A 15,914-nucleotide genomic window follows, 5' to 3' on the forward strand; every position below is an offset into this window, starting at 1 on the left:
GTTGCATCACCAATCCTCCTTCACCGCCAGCACGGCATCTTGCCCCGCCGCTGCCCGCCCGGCCAGCCAGGCCGTCACCGTGCCCGCCAGCACCACCGCAGCACACAGCAGCAGCAGGCGGGGCCAGGGTAGATGCAGGTCCATGGTCCAGTGAAAGCTTTGCGGGTTCACCACAAACACCAGCACCATGGACACGGCCAGGCCCAGCGCCAGCCCGGCTATGGAGCCGATCAGCGTCCATGCGGCACCCTCACCAGCCACCACGGTCAAGATCTGCCGCCGCGTCAGCCCCAGGTGGGCCAGCAGGCCGAATTCCTTGCGCCGCGCCAGCACCTGGGCGCTGAAGCTGGCCGCCACGCCAAACAGGCCGATGGCGATGGCGATGGCCTGCAGCCAGTAGGTTACGGCGAAGCTGCGGTCAAAAATCTTCAAGGAGATGGCGCGGATCTGGCCCACCGAAGAGAACTCCAGCGGCGCATCGCTAAGGGCGCGGATGGCAGTTTGCACCTCGGCTTCTTGCGCGCCGTCTTGCAGCCACAGCGCCATGTCGTTCACCTGCGCGTCGCCCGTGAGCCGCTCAAAATCCGCCTGCTCCATGCTGATGGCACCAAACTGCCGGGCGTAGTCACGCCATACGCCTGCTACAAAAAAAGTAGCGGGTTGCGTAGATACTGTCTGCGCTAGAGGCATAAAAGCCTTAAAAAGTGGGGCAAAGGTGGTGCCGGGCCGTGCACCGTACAAATCCACCATCGGCTCGCTCACGTAAATGCCGATCTGCCCCGGTGGCACGGGCAGCGCGGCTCCCACCAGCGGCAGGCTGCGGGCCGGGTCGCCGATCTGCCGGGCGATCAGCGCTACGCTGGGTTTGCCGGGGTCGAGCAGCAGGGCGCGGCTGCGCTGGGTGGCCACGCGCTGCACGCCGGGAATCTGGCCCACGGCCCGCACGAATGTGGGCGGCAGCGTCAGCGCGTCATTGCCCGCGCTGGCGGTGGGGCTGCGCACATACAGGTCGGCGGGCAGCACCACGTCCAGCCACTGCACCATGGAATCGCGAAAGCTGGCCACCATCACCGTCAGCGCCACTGCCAGGCTCAGCGATGCCACCACGCCGCTCACGGCCACGGCGGCACTCTGCCGCACCCGGCGCGCCCGCTCTATCGCCAGCATGGGCAGCAGTCGGTGGTTCAAAAACGGGGCGAGACGGTCGTACAACAGGGCGATCAGCCAGGGCAAGGCGGTGATGCCACCCACCAGCAGCAAGGCCACCGACAGGTAGGCGCCCAGTGGTATGCCGAACACCGGCGGAGCCAGTGCCAACAGCAGGCCCAGCGCGATCAAACCCCAGCTGGCCCAGCTTGCAGATGCACGCCCCAAATCTGCGCCCAGTCCTTTGAGAGTTTGCGCCGCAGGCAGGCGCTGTGCCGCCCGTGCCGGCCACCAGCCGCCCACAGCCGCGGCCGCCACGCCCAAGGCCCCGTACACCAGCGCGGCGCTAGCGTCCCACTGCAGGCGCGGGGCCACCCCGGCAAAATATCCACCGCCCAAATCCCCGCCCAGTACGCGCAGGGCCAGCGCCGCCAGCCCCGTGCCCAGCGCAATGCCCGCCAGGCTGCCGATGCCGCCCAGCACCAGCGACTCGGCCAGCACCAGTTGCAGCCGCTCGCGCCCGGTCAGGCCCAGCACGCCCAGCAGCGCAAACTGCTGCGCTCTCTTGGCCACGCTGAGCGACAGCACCGAGAACACCAAAAACGCCCCGGTGAACAGCGCCACCAGGGCCAGCACCGTCAGGTTGACCCGGTAGGCCCGCGACAGATTGCTGACCCGCTGGGCCGCATCGCCCGGCTCGGCGGCGGTGATGCCGGGCGGCAAGGCCAGCGCCTGCAAAAATGCCGCGTGGTCCACCCCGGCGCGCAGCCGCAGGTCGATGCGCGAGAGCTGGCCCAGCGCGTTGAATGCGCCTTGCGCCGCGCCAATGTCCATCACCGCCAGCGCCGGGCCGGTGGCCGCCACTGAGCCTGCTACTTGCAGGGTGGGCCCTTTGTGCAAACGAACCGGCTGGGCCAGCGCCTGCTGGGCGGCGGGGTTCAAAAACACCGTGTCGGGGGCGAACAAGGCCAGGCGGTCGGCATCTTTGTTGGGCACCGGCATCAGGCCAGGGGCCACAGCCGCCACCACCAGGGCATCCACGCCCAGCACCTTCAGCGGCACACGTTGCCCGGCGGTGTCCAGCGCAAAGGTGGCCACCTCCAGCACCGGGCTGGCCACGGCCACGTCGGGGTGGGTGGCGACGCGTTCAAAAATCGTCTCGTCGAACCGGCCCTGCGTGGCCCGCAGCTCCAGGTCCGGCTGGCCACCCACGGCACTGACGGCGCTGGAGAATTCACTCAGCGCCGACGCGTTGATGAGCTGCACCGAAAACGCCAGCGCCACCCCCAGCATCACCGCCACCACGGCGGCTGCGTTGCGCCAGGGGTGGTGTTTGAGCTCTTGCCAGGAATAGGTGCGCAGTAGGGCGCGAACGGTGTGCAAGGGGGAGTGGGTTGCCATCAGCGGCGCATCCGCGCTTCAAATTCGGTGTGGGTGATGGGCTGGCGGCTACTGTGAAAGCAACCCATGTCCAGCACCGTACCCACGCCGTCGGTGGATGGGACCAACACGGTGTAGATCAGCGCGTAGGGGAAGTGCCGGGGCACCACATGCCGGATGTCGGGGGCGACACGCTGGTACAGGTGGGGGTTGCGTTCCAGAAAAGTCTCCGCACGGCTGACCTCTTGCATGAGGCCGATGGCGGCAGCGGGCTCTCGCTCCAGGTACCAGCCATAGGCTTCTGTCAGCTCGAAAGTTGCCAGTGCGGTGTAGCGGACCTCGTAGGCGTGTAATGCCACTATGCAATGCCTAGCGAAGCCTTTATCTGCGCCAGTGAGTAGCTCGGTGCATCGGGGTTACGCCGGTGCGCAGCCAGTCGCTCTTGCGCCTCGTGTCGGTGTGCGGCAGACAAGGCAAAGCCGCTTTGTTCGCTGGCCACGCTCTCCAGCAGTTCTTGTGCAAGCTGCCGGCGTTCTATGGCGGGCAATTGGGCTAATTCAAAGGGGAGATTGGCTTGCATGGGGGCCTCCTGGGTGCAGTGCCAAGACTATAAACGGCATCGTATTGGATCGCTCTTAATCCTGCATTCCATCTACCCGCAGCTGCAGCACCCGGTCGGCCCGCGCGGCGGCGGCCTGCGAATGCGTCACCAGCACCAGGGCTGCGCCTTGGGCGCGGGTTTGGGCCAGTAATGCATCCATCACCTTGGCCGCGGTGGTGGGGTCCAGGTTGCCGGTGGGTTCGTCGGCCAGCAGCAGGGCCGGGCGGTGCACCAGGGCGCGGGCGATGGCGACGCGCTGGAGCTGGCCGCCGCTGAGCTGCTGGGGCAGGCGCGTGCCCAGGCCTTCCAGACCCACCGCGGCCAGCAGACTTTGCACGCGGGCATCGTCTAGCTGACCCAGCAGCATCAGCGGTAGGGCCACGTTTTGGGCTACGTCCAGGTGCGGCAAGACGTGGAAGGCCTGGAACACAAAGCCCACCTGTTGCCGCCGCAGTAGGGCGCGCTGGTCGCCGCTGAGGCCGCCCAAATCCACGCCACCGATGTGCACGCTGCCGGTATCCCAGCTGTCCAGCCCGGCCATGCAGTTGAGCAAGGTGGATTTGCCTACGCCGGATTCACCGACGATGGCGACGAACTCGCCGGGCTCCACCTGCAGCGAGACATTGGCGAATACGGTGCTGTCGCCGTAGCGTTTGCCCAAATTTTCAATACGCAGGCTCATACGGCTTGTGCAACCAGGGTAAGGACCTGCTGCAGCGCATCCGGCGCATCGCAGGCGACGATGTGGCGCTGCGGCATGGAGCGCAGCCAGGTGATCTGGCGTTTGGCCAGTTGGCGGGTGGCGAAGATGCCGCGGTCGCGCAGCTCTTCCATCGGCAGGGTGCCTTCCAAAGCTTCCCAGGCCTGGCGGTAGCCGACGCAGCGCATGCTGGGCAGGTCGGCGTACAGGTCGCCGCGGGCGCGCAAGGCGTGGACCTCGTCCAAAAAACCTGCTGCCAATATCTGGTCAAAGCGCAGGGCGATGCGTTCGTGCAACCAGGCGCGATCGTCAGGTTCCAAGGAAATAAGGGTGGTAGCGCTTATTCTGTCTGCGCGAGTAGCTATGTCTTTTGTAGCATGAAAGCTGGACAATGGCTGGCCGGAGGCGCGCCACACTTCCAGCGCGCGTTGGACGCGCTGGGTGTCCATAGGCTGCAGGCGGGCGGCAGTGATTGGGTCTACCAGCGCCAACTGGGCATGCATGGCGGGCCAGCCGTGCTCGGTGGCCTCGGCTTCGATGGCGGCGCGCAGTGCCGGGTCGGCGCCGGGCATGGGGTCAATGCCATCGAACAAGGCCTTGAAATACAACATAGTGCCGCCCACCAGCAGTGGCAGGCGGCCCCGGCGGTGGATGTCGGCCAGCAAAGCTTCTGCATCGCGCACGAATTCGGCAGCGCTGTAGGCCTGCAGCGGGTCGCGGATGTTGATGAGGTGGTGCGGCACCTGGGCCAGTTCGGCAACGCTGGGTTTAGCCGTGCCAATGTCCATGCCCCGGTAGACCAGGGCCGAATCGACGCTGATGACCTCCACCGGCCAGCGCTGTGCAATGGCCAGGGCGGCGGCGGTTTTGCCAGTAGCGGTAGGGCCAGCCAGGGCGATGCAGCGGGGTAGGGTGGCGTTCACTAACGGATCAGCAGGCATGGCGCAGTGCCTTGCCGCGTGCACCGCAGGGCGTGCGGGTGCTGGGGTCGGGCGTGGGGGTGCCGTCCTCGTCCATTCGCACGGCCACGGTGCTCCAACTGCGAATGCCCTGCTTGTCCACCGCCATACGCAGCAGCCAGCCCAGCTTGGCAGCAGGCAGTTCGAAGCCGTCAAACACCAGATTGCCCAGGCTCCAGATCACCGGCTTGCCCAGAACCATGTCGGCACCCTGGGTGACGTGCGGGTGGCTGCCCACCACAGCGTCGGCTCCGGCCTGAACCATGATTTTTGCCAGGTCGCGCTGGCGCTGGCTGGGCTCGGGTTCGCGCTCCCAGCCCCAGTGCATGAAGGGAATCACCACGTCGGCGCCGGCGGCTTTGGCGGCGCGGATGTCGGCCACTACCAGGCTGTCTTCGCTCCAGGCCACGCCGGCCCAGGTGGCCCCGGCCTCGAAAGAGCGGGGTTTGAATTCGTCGTAGCCCAGCAGGGCGATGCGGATGCCGTTTTTTTCGATCCAATAGGGCTTGTGCGCCTCGGTCAGGTTTGCCCCGCCGCCAAAGCCCGCAATGCCTGCCGTGCGCAGGTGGGACAGGGTTTCCATGAAGGCCTCGCGGCCAAAGTCGCCGCTGTGGTTGTTGGCCACCGACATCGCGGCAAAGCGGCCTTTGAGCACGTTGACGGTGTTGGGCGCGGCGCGGAAAGTGTAGATTTTGTTGTCCAGCGGCGTGCCAGTGGTGGTGCTGGCAATGGACGTTTCCAGATTGCCAATGGCCACGTCGGCCGCCTGCAGCAGCGGGGCGATGGGGGCCAGCGGGTCACCGCCCGCAGCAATCAGGCGGCCTGGGCCATCGTCCAGCATTACGTCGCCGCCGAAGATGAGTTGAACGGTGGGCGATTTGGGCGGGGCGCTGTGGGCCAGCAACGGCAGGCAGAGCAGCGCGGCAAGCAAGGTGTTTTTCATCATTTTGTCCATCCACACCAGTAATAGAGTTCACCATCGCGTATGGGTTCATAGACGCGTTGCAGGCCGGTGAAGCCGTAGGGGCCATTCTTGGGCGGCGGATACAGGTAGTCGGCCTGGTGCAACAGCACCGCGCCTTGCGGTGGCTCACGGTCGGCGTAGGTGTAGATTTTGATGGCGGCCAGGCCAGGCGGCTGGCGCTCGAACACCAGGCGGAACATGAAGTACGAGCCGATGGAGAGTGGTGCCACGGTGTACGGGCTGGCAGCGGGTTGGGCGCGGATGATTTGGGTTTCACCACCGTAGCTTACGTGGCAGGCTACGGTTTCGGCCTGGGCAATGCCGTAGGTCAACGCGGCCAGCAGTAGCAAGTGTTGTCGTACGCGTTTCATGGTTTAGCGTCCACGCATAAAGAGGGCATCGAGTTCCTTGATGGTGATTTGCCGCCACGTCGGTCGGCCGTGGTTGCATTGGTCGGAGCGGTCGGTGGTTTCCATTTGGCGCAGCAGGGCGTTCATTTCATCGACCGTGAGACGGCGGTTGGCGCGCACCGCGCCGTGGCAGGCCATGGTGCCGAGCAGTTCGTTCTGGGCGCGTTGGACCACGGTGCTGGCCTCGTGTTGGGCAAGTTCGGCCAGCACGCTGCGGGCCAGTTCGGTGGCGTTGCCCTGTACCAGGCTGGTAGGCACGGCCCGTACAGCCAGGGTTTTGGGCGAGAACGGGGTGATTTCCAGGCCCAGCGTGGCCAGCGTCTCGGTATGGGCTTCGGCGGTAGCCACCTCTTGCGGCGTGGCGGCGAAGGTCACCGGGATCAGCAGCGGCTGGCTGGTGATACGCGCATCCACCAGTTGGGTTTTCAGGCGCTCGTAGACGATGCGCTCGTGCGCGGCGTGCATGTCCACGATGACCAGGCCCTGGGCGTTTTCGGCCAGGATGTAAATGCCTTGCAGCTGGGCGATGGCGCGGCCCAGGGGCCACACCTCCGTAGATGCGGCAGCGGGCAAGGGCTGCGCAGGCACAGGTACTGGCGGGCGCACGGCAGTAGCGGGCTGGATGTGCCAGAGCGCCTCCATGTCGGACACGCGGTGGGTTGTCGACGTGATGGGTGCTACAAACTGCATAGCTGCTTGCGTAGGTAGTACCTGCGCTAGCGGCCTACTTTCTTTAAAAAAGTCGGGTGCTGCTGCGACGGCACTCGCTGGCGCCGCCAGGGCTGCCGCTGCTGCACGCGGGGCCGCCAGGGCTGCATCCACCGCGCGGCGCACGGCCTGGTGCACTTCGCGGCTGTCGCGAAAGCGCACCTCGATCTTGGTGGGGTGCACGTTCACGTCCACCCGGGTCGGGTCGATTTCCACGTACAGCGCGTAAATCGGCTGGCGCTGGCCGTGCAGCACGTCTTCATAGGCGCTGCGGGCGGCGTGGGTGATGACCTTGTCGCGCACGAAGCGGCCATTCACATAGGCAAACTGCTGGTCGGGCCGGGCGCGGGCGGCATCGGGAATGCCGACCCGGCCCCAGACGCGCACCGCCTGGCCGCCGTCATCCCGCATGCTGCTCAGGTGGTCCACCGCCACCGAGCGGTCGGCAAAGTCGTCGCCCAGCACATCGCGCAGGCGAGCGCTGATGGCATCGATGTTGTTCGGGGCCGAACAAGCGCGCCATTGTTCGACCAGCTTGCCCTCGTGCCAAATGGCAAAGCCCACGTCGGGCCGGGCCAGGGCGTGGCGGCGTACCGCTTCCACGCAGTGGGCCAGTTCGGTGGCATCGGTCTTTAAAAACTTGCGCCGCGCCGGGGTGCTGAAAAACAGCTCTTTCACCTCCACCGTGGTGCCGGTGCTGCGGGCTACGGGTTTCAGTTCGCCGCTGCGGCCATCCAGTAAGAATGCATTAGATTGGCCGCTGGCGCGCGACAGTATTGCCATGTCAGCTATCGAGTTGATAGCGGCCAGGGCTTCGCCGCGAAACCCCATGGTGCCCACCGATTCCAGGTCTTGCAGGTTGCTGATCTTGCTGGTGGCGTGGCGCTTCAGGGCGATGGGCAGTTCTTCCATGGGGATGCCGCCGCCGTCGTCTTCCACCGCAATCAGGCGCACGCCGCCCGCCAGCAGCCGCAGGGTGATTTGCGTGGCCCCCGCGTCCAGCGCGTTGTCGACCAGTTCGCGCACGACAGAGGCGGGGCGTTCGACCACTTCGCCTGCGGCAATCTGGCTGATGAGTTCGTCGGGCAGCTCGCGGATAGTGCGGCGAGGAGAGTTGGGAGATGAAGGAGTGGGAATAGGTGCGTTCACCGCTTGATTTTAGGGGGCTGGGTGTGCCCTTGGCTCCCGCAGTGCCAGCGCCGGGAAACGGCTGCTGCAGCCCTTCTACAAAGCAACGGCCCATTGCAGACAAAAAACAACTGGTAACCCGGCAAGACCCTGGCTGCAGGGTTCTGGCCATGGCTTCCGTGCCAAGATGGGTTCCATGAAATTACTGCTGTCCGTGTTCAGAATGGTCCATGCGCTGCTGGCCCTGTTGTTTGCTTGCGCTGCGCTCATGCTGATTGCCATTGCCGCCCGCATGGGCTGGCTGGCGTTTGCCAGCGGCTGGGATGGCGCGGCGGCGCTGGCCGTCATTGAGGCGATCGGGCTGCTGGCGGCGGCCGTGATGGCTTTGCAAATTGCCGAAACCATCACCGAAGAAGAGGTGATCCGAGATGCCGATATCAGTGCGCCGACGCGGGTGCGGCGATTTCTATCGCGCTTCTTTGTGGTGGTGATTGTGGCCCTGGCCATCGAGGGCCTGGTGGCCACGTTCAAGGCACTGCACGAAGACCCTACGCACCTGCCCTATGCGGCCAGCATACTGGTGGCTACCGCTTTGATGCTGGCCGCGTGGGGCGTATTCGTTCACCTGAACCGTTCTGCAGAAGAGCTGGAGCCCGAGGCCATGGAAAACGCCAAACGCGAAGATAAAAAGTTGCAGTAAGTTTTCTGGCCGGGCCAATTTTTCGCGGCGGTCCCATTTGCCCGTGGTGCTTACACGGTTGCCGCCACCAAACCTATATCCACCGCTTCCTGGGCGCTCACGTACCAGTCTTGGTGAAAGACTTTTTGTTCCAGCTCCTCGACGGCGAGCCGGGTACCTTTCACCAGCGTGGCAAATCCTTCCCGCTCCAAGCGTTGGCCCGATTCGATTTCGGCCAGTGCGTCCATCACCACGGCCTTGCACCCGCGAAGCGTACCTTCCAGGGTCAGTGTCTTCTGCATCTTGCGCTCGTGGATCAGCAGTTCGCAGTCCAGCGTCAAAAACCGGTGGCTTGGCGGTATGACAGACATGATGGTGACCCCTGCCGAAAACACATAGGTCTTGCCAAAGAAGAACACCTCGCGGTGGTCCTTTTCCTGCCATAGCCGAAGTTCTTGGGCGATACGGCGCCCCACATCGGCATCGCCGCCCGAGGTGCTCAGTTCAAATACAACCGGTTCGCCGAAAGGCAAAGCCGCTTGCTGGCGAAGAAATTCAGACAGCATGCCTTCATTCACCTTGCCGAAAAGGCGAATCTGCGGCAACAGGGTAGGTAGAGTTTTTGGAATCATCGGAACACCGTTTTTTAAAGAAATAAGAGATTTGCCCGTACGTGCACAGAGTGCAACACCGCATCACACCCGCGGCGGATCGGTTTCGCGCTCCGGATGGCGGTGCTGGCCGATGCCTTTCAGGAAGGCTTGCACGGTGGAGTTGCGGTACGCGCCGATGAAAATGCCGGGGTCTTGTGCACCGCTGGGCGTCAGGTCAGAGCCGCCCGCATGCGAGAACAATTTATGCGAGCCCGGCAGCACCAGAATCGGCTTGCAATGGCGGTACTGGTCTTTGATGAATTCGGCGGTGTGGCCGTCTCTGGTTAATGCCTCAACGCCCGCCGCGCCATTGGGCAGCACCAAGGCATCGAACAGGAAACCGGGCTCGTTTTCCAGCGAAGCATCGGCTTCGATCTCGGTCCCATCGCTGGTGACCACCCGGCCAATGTGCGGTGCCACAAAGCGGGGCACAGCATCCTGGGCCAACAGGGCGGCATGGATCTTCAGCAGGCTTTCGCCGTCCACCCCATCGGCCACCAGCAGCGCAACCTTGCGACCAGCAATCGAGCCGTCACCCGGCCGGGCCTTCAGCGACAAGGCGGCCGAGACGGTGACTTCCGGGGTTTCCACCGTTTCTATCGCACGGGGCAGCGGCTCAGGCAGTGGCGACATGCCCAGACCGGCGGCGACCGTGTTCGCCAGGTTTTCGGACACATTGCGCAGCGAGGCCACCATACGCTGGCGGATGGCCGGCACCGTCACCTTGCTCAGCTCAAAGCGGAATGCTGCGGCAATATGGGCCCGCTCCACCTCGGTCTGGCTGTCCAGGAACAGCGTGGCCTGGGTGTAATGGTCGGCAAATTTTTCTGGTTTGGCGCGGACTTTATCCTGCGCTTCCTTGGCTTCCATCCGTGCAGGCACGCTGACAAAGCCTTGTGCCGCACCGGCCTGGAACGGGCAGCCGCCCGCCAGCGAATTTGGCTCGTAAGACACCCGTCCGCGCGGAATGGCCTGGCGGTGCATGCCGTCGCGCTGGTTGTTGTGTACCTGGGCAATGGGGGCGTTGATCGGGATCTCGTGGAAGTTGGGGCCGCCCAGGCGGGAAATTTGCGTGTCCACATACGAGTGGATGCGCCCGGCCAGCAGCGGGTCGTTGCTGAAGTCGATGCCCGGCACCACATGCGCGGTGCAAAACGCCACCTGCTCGGTTTCGGCAAAGAAGTTGTCGGGGTTGCGGTTCAGCACCATGCGGCCGATCAGCTGCACCGGCACCAGTTCTTCGGGAATCAGCTTGGTGGCGTCGAGGATGTCAAAGCTGAAGGCTTCGGCTTGTTCTTCGGTGAAGATCTGCACACCCAGCTCCCATTCAGGGAACACACCAGACTCAATCCGTTCCCACAGATCGCGGCGGTGGTAGTCGGGGTCGGCGCCTGAGATTTTGACGGCTTCGTCCCAGACCAGCGAACAGGTGCCGTACTTGGGCTGCCAGTGGAATTTAACAAATACGGACGCACCGGCGTCATTCACAAAGCGGTAGCTGTGCACGCCAAAGCCCTGCATGGTGGCGTAGCTGCGCGGAATGGCGCGGTCGCTCATGACCCACATCAGCATGTGGGTAGATTCAGGCATCAGCGACACAAAATCCCAAAAGGTGTCATGCGCGCTGGCCGCCTGTGGCATGCCGTGGTGCGGCTCGGGTTTGACGGCATGCACCAGGTCCGGAAACTTCATCGCGTCCTGGATGAAGAAGACCGGCATGTTGTTACCCACCAGGTCCCAGTTGCCTTCATCGGTGTAGAACTTGACGGCAAAGCCGCGCACATCGCGCGCCGTGTCTTTGGACCCGCGCTCGCCAGCGACGGTAGAAAAGCGCACAAACACCGGTGTTACTTTGCCTGCTTCCTTGAACGGCGCGGCCTTGGTGTGCTCGGTCAGCGGTGCGTAGCATTCAAAGAAGCCATGCGCCGCCGAGCCGCGCGCGTGCACGATGCGCTCTGGGATGCGCTCGTGGTCGAAGTGCGTCAGCTTCTCGCGCAGGATGAAGTCTTCCAGCAGCACCGGGCCACGCACGCCGGCCTTCAGCGAATTCTGGTTATCGGCGATGGCTACGCCCTGGTTGGTGGTGAGCTGTTGGCCACTGGAGTCGACGCGCACGCCGTCCAGCGAGCGGTTGCCCGCGTTCAGCCCTGGCTTGGCCACCGTGCCAACTTTGTTGTCGTGGTAGGACTCGGATACGGTGCTGGCGGTAGTCATTTGTGACGGCGCGGCCACCGTCTGGCCCACCGGGGGCGAGATGCCATTTTCAAAGCCGTGCTCCGAGGCTTTCAGTGCGTTGAACGGCACGGCGGCCACCATGGCCTGCGTTTCGGCCATCTTTTGGGCGGCCCCATCCCGCAGCTCTTTGGGCCCAGGGACTTGGGCTGGGCCACTGTCGGTGTTTTTCGCACTGGCTACGGCCATGTCGGTCTTGGAGCTGGTGCGGGAGGAGGTACGGGAGGGGATGCTTTTGGGTTTGGTCATTTCAGATTTCCGTTAGGTGGGTAAAATTTAAAGAAAAGAAGGCGGTAGCGCATATTCCGCCTGCACATGTTGCTATTTATTTTGTGGCTTTTTGTGGTGTTTCCTTGCGCTGCTTGGGGCGGGGGCAAGGGCTCGATTTATGCAATCAATTCCCGCTCGGCTACGGAGCGGGCATCCTGGCACCACACATCGATGCGCATGTCGGCATCTTGTGTGTGGCCGATGTGCGGCATTTCTAAAAGGGTGTGCAGTTGTTCATGCACCGCATCGCCAGTGAAAGTGCAGCCTGCAATGTGCTTTCGCCAGTGGCACGCCAGCACGGTGCCACCATCCCGCAGGGACATGGAAATTCTTGCTGCCAACCGGGTCAAATCTGGCGCATCCATGTAATAGGCCAGCTCACTTACGACGATCAGATCAAATTGCTCTGTCGGCCAATCTTCGGGCAGCCATGCTTGCACCACGCGGACGTTGTCTAGATTGACCAGGCGTTTTCGCGCGGCTTCCACCGCCCTGGCGGAGCCGTCGGACACCAGCAACTGGTCGCAGCGTGCGGCCAGCTCGGCCGCCAGTTCACCGTTGGCGCAGCCGGGTTCATAGGCATTTGCGTAACGGGCAGCGGGGAGGCTGGCCAGGGTCAATGCCCGTTTGCGCGATTCATACCAACGTGTGCGAAATCCCCAAGGATCTTCGGTGCTGGAAAACATGGCTTCAAAATAAGCGGCTGGCGCTGCAAGGTCAAAATTGTTCATGGGGTTCAGACAAAAAAGTATTCAATAGCGCGCTCTGCCCTCTGCAAAATCGACGCGCCCAAAATGGGGGAGCCATCGTTTGCGGGGTTTGTGGTTTGTGAAGCGTGTGCTGCGAGGGCCTGTAACTTGAGCGCCAGGCTGGCCTGCGCAACAGGAAAGCCATGGAGTCGATCCCACGGCACTGCAGGTTCGCCGGGTGTCGCCCAATGCCATAGCCAGACCGGCGCTTGCGCCAGGCGGCAACCGGCTTTGCGGCTGGCATGCACCGCGGCGTTGCCGCAAGCCTCGTGGTCGGGATGGCCATCGAGCTGGTAGGTGGTAACGAGCAAATCTGTGGGGCGCAGACACACTTCCAATGCGCTGCACAGATTCTCAAAATATGCCTGCACCTGGCCATCTGGCAGGCCCAGCCGCAGCACGTTTTCTGGGTGCAATCCCAGCCTGTACAGCCCGTTCAGTGTTTCAGCCTGGCGCGTCAAAGCCAGTTGCGAAGCGCTGCGCTCGGCCGTGGGCGGGTGGCTGGCTTCTCCGTCGGTCACGGCAATCACCAGGCATTCGCCCCCTCGTTGGGCGTGCTGCTGCAATAGCGCGCCACAGGCCAAAACTTCGTCGTCCGGGTGGGGTGCCAGTACCACCAGCCGGGCATCCTGGACAAGCCACCAGTCCAGCGGATGGCAGGGCGCTGCTGCGAGCTGTGGTGAGTCTTTCCACACAGATTCGGGGGTTCCGCTTGCGGCAATGAAGCGCGGTGGCAGATTTATAGCGTCCATGCATTGGCCCCCTCGGCACCGACACGCTCACCCAGGGCGGCGAAATCCCGTTCCGCGTGGCTTTGCCGGATAAACACGGGTAAATCGGCGGCCGCACGGGCGAAGTGCCGGTTTTGGCAGAGTGGCGTTGCGCCCAGCGCGCGGGAAACCTCGTCCAGTACCAGGCGTGCCGTACCCTCTGCCGATTGGCGCACACGCAAAGCCAGGGCACTGGCATCCCTGCGCGGTTGTTCATCTATCGCATGTGCTGCTTGCCTTAGCAAGGCGGCCGTGCCTTGCAGGGCCAGATCGACCTTGCCCAAGGCCGCCCATCGGAATGGATGCGATCCAGTGGCGGCAGGTGGGCCCATGGCCGCACACAGCGCCGAAGCAAGGGCCAGGCTGCCCCCGTACCAGCAGGCGGCGATGCCTGCACCCCCTTGCCAAAAGCCTGGCCGTTGCAGGTAATCGCCCGGGCTGCCCACCAGCGCAGCCCTGACCTGCTGAAATCGCACCCCAAAGCTGGCACTGGCTTGCATTCCGACCGCTTGCCATGTGTCGCTGCACACCATCACCCCCGGCTGCTGGAGTGGCACTTGCACCAGTTGCGGGCCGCGGCCATCGGGGTACCAGGCCGTCAGCAGGGCGTGGCTTGCGCTGGCCGCGCCAGAGCACCATGCTTTGGAGCCGTCGATATAAATCTGCCCATCGGCTGAAGGCGCTATGGTGACCCGGTGTCCGGGAACTTCGGCGGCCCACATGCCCCACACACCGCCTGGGGTCGGCGATGGCCCACCCAACTCAAAGATGGTGGCTAAAGCATCGGTATGGCCTTCAAACAATTTCACCAACGAGAGGTCGCTTTGGGCCACCGCCGCCAAGGCCTGCCAGCGCTGCAGGGTGGCACCACCGCCGGGTGCAGGCAGGCGGTCCAGTTCCCCATCGACCAATTTTTTGAGCCGATCGGACGCGCCCAAGTCCAGGCTATCAGCCAAGGCCTGTTGCAGTAGGCTGGGGCCGTGTGGCGTGTAGCGCTGCATCATGTGGGTTTGCGTTCGGGTGAATGCCCGTCATCACGGGCAATGCGTTCCAGCGTGGCACCAAAGCCCAGGGGAGCGCGGTAATTGCGGCGTGAGCTGGTCATCACGCGGGGTGCAGCAGTCCACGCAATCGAGGCACCATGGCGCTGCAATGCGTCCACCAAGGCAACGTCTTCGCTGCTTTCCAGCGGACTGAAGCCACCCACCTCGCGGTATGCCGCCGCGCTGATTCCTAAATTGGCACCATGGATGTGGTGGTGCCCATCGGCATCTGTATAGGTATTGGCAAAGTGGGTGCGCATGGGCTCGCCGTATTCGCCCCAGTCATCCACCCCAACCGTTCCACACACGGCGTCTGAACCCTGTGATACGTGGGCATACAGCCAGTCGGGTGCCACCACGGTATCGGCATCGGTAAAGGCCAGCCAGCGCGCGCCTTCGCCCAGCGCGATTTCAGCGCCTTTGGCTCGGGCAACCCCGACATTGCGGGCCTGCACCGCTGCGCAGCGCACCCCGAGCCCACGCACAATGGCTTCGGTAGTGTCCGAGCAAGCGTCCAGCACCACAATCACAAACACGGCCTCGCCTTGCAGACGCGGATCATGGGCAGCGTGGATTAAGGATTGCACGCAGCGCCCGATGCAGTCTTCTTCGTCGTGCGCCGGAACCACGATGCCGATCATGGCTGCACCTGCGTGCTGGGAGCCAACACTGCCGAGAAATACAGGTAATCTGGCCCTAAAGGATTTGAAGGAATTGTGAAGTTTTGAATGCTTGTGACACGCTGCGCATGTGACGGCATTTTTCGGTTTGAAAGTAACATGGGCAAGCCCTCTTTGTGAACTTCAATTTCACTTGGGATGGGGCCATGCAACTGTAGGAAAACGCCGCGTACTTATGCGGGAAGCTGTGAATAAAGCCAATGTCATTTAACGAGAACACAGGTTTGGCGGCCATGCAGGCGCTGTATTTTCTCGAATTATGTGGAATGTGTGCCCTTGGTATTTACAGGCAGTTTTAATTTTCTCAAATATTTACAAATTTTTAATTTAGAGAATATCTATAAAAATATAGTTTCTACCCGCGCACTGGACTCAAGATTTTTTCTTGAGCATCTTTGTGGTTACCTCCAACACCTCGATCGAGTCGGATAATTTCTTTTCCAATTCGTCTGTACGCGCAATTGCTGCGTTAACGTCTCCCTGGCGTGCGGTATCGGGCACCTTTACATCGAGAACCGTGTGGACGACTTTGAGTTCGTCGGCAACGACCTGAAGTTCGCCTGTCACCTTCTCGTTGTCTGACGCGAGATCGGCAATGGATTTAGATTTGGAACTAGATTTGGACTTGGAATTTGCCAATGATTTTTTGCCCATACTTCTGGTGGTGGCCATTTGCATAACTCCTTGGTATGAAAATTACTCCGGCTCACATTCGGTTCGGTCAATTGCATATAAATGCTGTGTGAAGAATGGAGTGTGATTCCACCATATAGTACATCCCACGGCCCATTTACGGTCTGCCTGCGCCCCGTCTTCCTTACCGCAGGTGTAGTCGAACGGGC

The 15,914-nt window shown here is 62.9% G+C and carries 16 protein-coding genes; 1 reads left to right on the forward strand and 15 read right to left on the reverse strand.

What is annotated here, in order from left to right; genetic code table 11:
• Positions 1–6: 6 nt before the first annotated feature.
• Genes AC097L_RS00575 through mutL form a run of 8 tightly spaced genes read right to left on the reverse strand, consistent with a single transcriptional unit; the run spans position 7 to position 8,017 of the window.
• Positions 7–2,547: an ABC transporter permease gene (locus AC097L_RS00575; RefSeq protein WP_479584166.1), complete on the reverse strand. Its 2,541-nt coding sequence runs from the start codon at positions 2,545–2,547 to the stop codon at positions 7–9.
• Entirely contained in the window at positions 2,547–2,885 is a 339-nt protein-coding gene (locus AC097L_RS00580) for a hypothetical protein (RefSeq protein WP_479584167.1), read from the reverse strand. Before AC097L_RS00580 ends, AC097L_RS00575 begins: the two co-directional genes overlap by 1 nt.
• Positions 2,885–3,106 carry an addiction module protein gene (locus tag AC097L_RS00585; RefSeq protein WP_479584168.1) on the reverse strand — a complete coding sequence of 74 codons (222 nt, stop codon included), beginning with the start codon at positions 3,104–3,106 and terminating at the stop codon, positions 2,885–2,887. The genes AC097L_RS00580 and AC097L_RS00585 overlap by 1 nt, the downstream gene beginning before the upstream one ends.
• A gap of 55 nt (positions 3,107–3,161) precedes the next feature.
• Positions 3,162–3,809: an ABC transporter ATP-binding protein gene (locus AC097L_RS00590; protein WP_479584169.1), complete on the reverse strand. Its 648-nt coding sequence runs from the start codon at positions 3,807–3,809 to the stop codon at positions 3,162–3,164.
• Positions 3,806–4,768, reverse strand: a complete 963-nt coding sequence (gene miaA, locus AC097L_RS00595; protein WP_479584170.1) for a tRNA (adenosine(37)-N6)-dimethylallyltransferase MiaA — start codon at positions 4,766–4,768, stop codon at positions 3,806–3,808. The genes AC097L_RS00590 and miaA overlap by 4 nt, the downstream gene beginning before the upstream one ends.
• Positions 4,758–5,729: a CapA family protein gene (locus tag AC097L_RS00600; protein ID WP_479584171.1), complete on the reverse strand. Its 972-nt coding sequence runs from the start codon at positions 5,727–5,729 to the stop codon at positions 4,758–4,760. Before AC097L_RS00600 ends, miaA begins: the two co-directional genes overlap by 11 nt.
• On the reverse strand, positions 5,729–6,121 hold the full coding sequence (locus AC097L_RS00605) for a hypothetical protein (protein ID WP_479584172.1): 393 nt from the start codon (positions 6,119–6,121) through the stop codon (positions 5,729–5,731). The genes AC097L_RS00600 and AC097L_RS00605 overlap by 1 nt, the downstream gene beginning before the upstream one ends.
• 3 nt (positions 6,122–6,124) lie before the next feature.
• On the reverse strand, positions 6,125–8,017 hold the full coding sequence (gene mutL, locus AC097L_RS00610) for a DNA mismatch repair endonuclease MutL (protein WP_479584173.1): 1,893 nt from the start codon (positions 8,015–8,017) through the stop codon (positions 6,125–6,127).
• Positions 8,018–8,192: 175 nt separating this feature from the next.
• Between mutL and AC097L_RS00615 the strand changes: the two genes are divergently transcribed.
• A complete protein-coding gene (locus tag AC097L_RS00615; protein ID WP_479584174.1) occupies positions 8,193–8,696 on the forward strand; it encodes a hypothetical protein in 504 nt (167 codons plus the stop codon).
• 50 nt (positions 8,697–8,746) lie between these two features.
• Here AC097L_RS00615 and AC097L_RS00620 read toward each other — a convergent pair whose 3' ends face one another.
• The 7 genes from AC097L_RS00620 to AC097L_RS00650 all read right to left on the reverse strand — a co-directional run bounded on the left by AC097L_RS00620 (position 8,747) and on the right by AC097L_RS00650 (position 15,744).
• Positions 8,747–9,280 (reverse strand): ATP-dependent Clp protease proteolytic subunit, encoded by a 534-nt coding sequence (locus AC097L_RS00620; RefSeq protein WP_479584175.1) that lies wholly within the window; start codon positions 9,278–9,280, stop codon positions 8,747–8,749.
• 90 nt (positions 9,281–9,370) lie between these two features.
• Positions 9,371–11,809: a catalase gene (locus AC097L_RS00625; RefSeq protein ID WP_479584176.1), complete on the reverse strand. Its 2,439-nt coding sequence runs from the start codon at positions 11,807–11,809 to the stop codon at positions 9,371–9,373.
• Between the two features lie 137 nt (positions 11,810–11,946).
• Positions 11,947–12,561 carry an SAM-dependent methyltransferase gene (locus tag AC097L_RS00630; protein WP_479584177.1) on the reverse strand — a complete coding sequence of 205 codons (615 nt, stop codon included), beginning with the start codon at positions 12,559–12,561 and terminating at the stop codon, positions 11,947–11,949.
• A gap of 5 nt (positions 12,562–12,566) precedes the next feature.
• Positions 12,567–13,331: a PIG-L deacetylase family protein gene (locus tag AC097L_RS00635; RefSeq protein WP_479584178.1), complete on the reverse strand. Its 765-nt coding sequence runs from the start codon at positions 13,329–13,331 to the stop codon at positions 12,567–12,569.
• Complete coding sequence (locus AC097L_RS00640) at positions 13,319–14,353, reverse strand: acyl-CoA dehydrogenase (RefSeq protein ID WP_479584179.1); 1,035 nt, start codon at positions 14,351–14,353, stop codon at positions 13,319–13,321. The genes AC097L_RS00635 and AC097L_RS00640 overlap by 13 nt, the downstream gene beginning before the upstream one ends.
• Positions 14,350–15,033 (reverse strand): glycosyltransferase family 2 protein, encoded by a 684-nt coding sequence (locus tag AC097L_RS00645; RefSeq protein ID WP_479584180.1) that lies wholly within the window; start codon positions 15,031–15,033, stop codon positions 14,350–14,352. Before AC097L_RS00645 ends, AC097L_RS00640 begins: the two co-directional genes overlap by 4 nt.
• Before the next feature lie 411 nt (positions 15,034–15,444).
• Positions 15,445–15,744, reverse strand: coding sequence for a hypothetical protein (locus AC097L_RS00650; protein ID WP_479584181.1), 300 nt, complete (start codon positions 15,742–15,744; stop codon positions 15,445–15,447).
• Positions 15,745–15,914 lie beyond the last annotated feature (170 nt).

Source organism: Rhodoferax sp. RT5P35 (assembly GCF_056521385.1).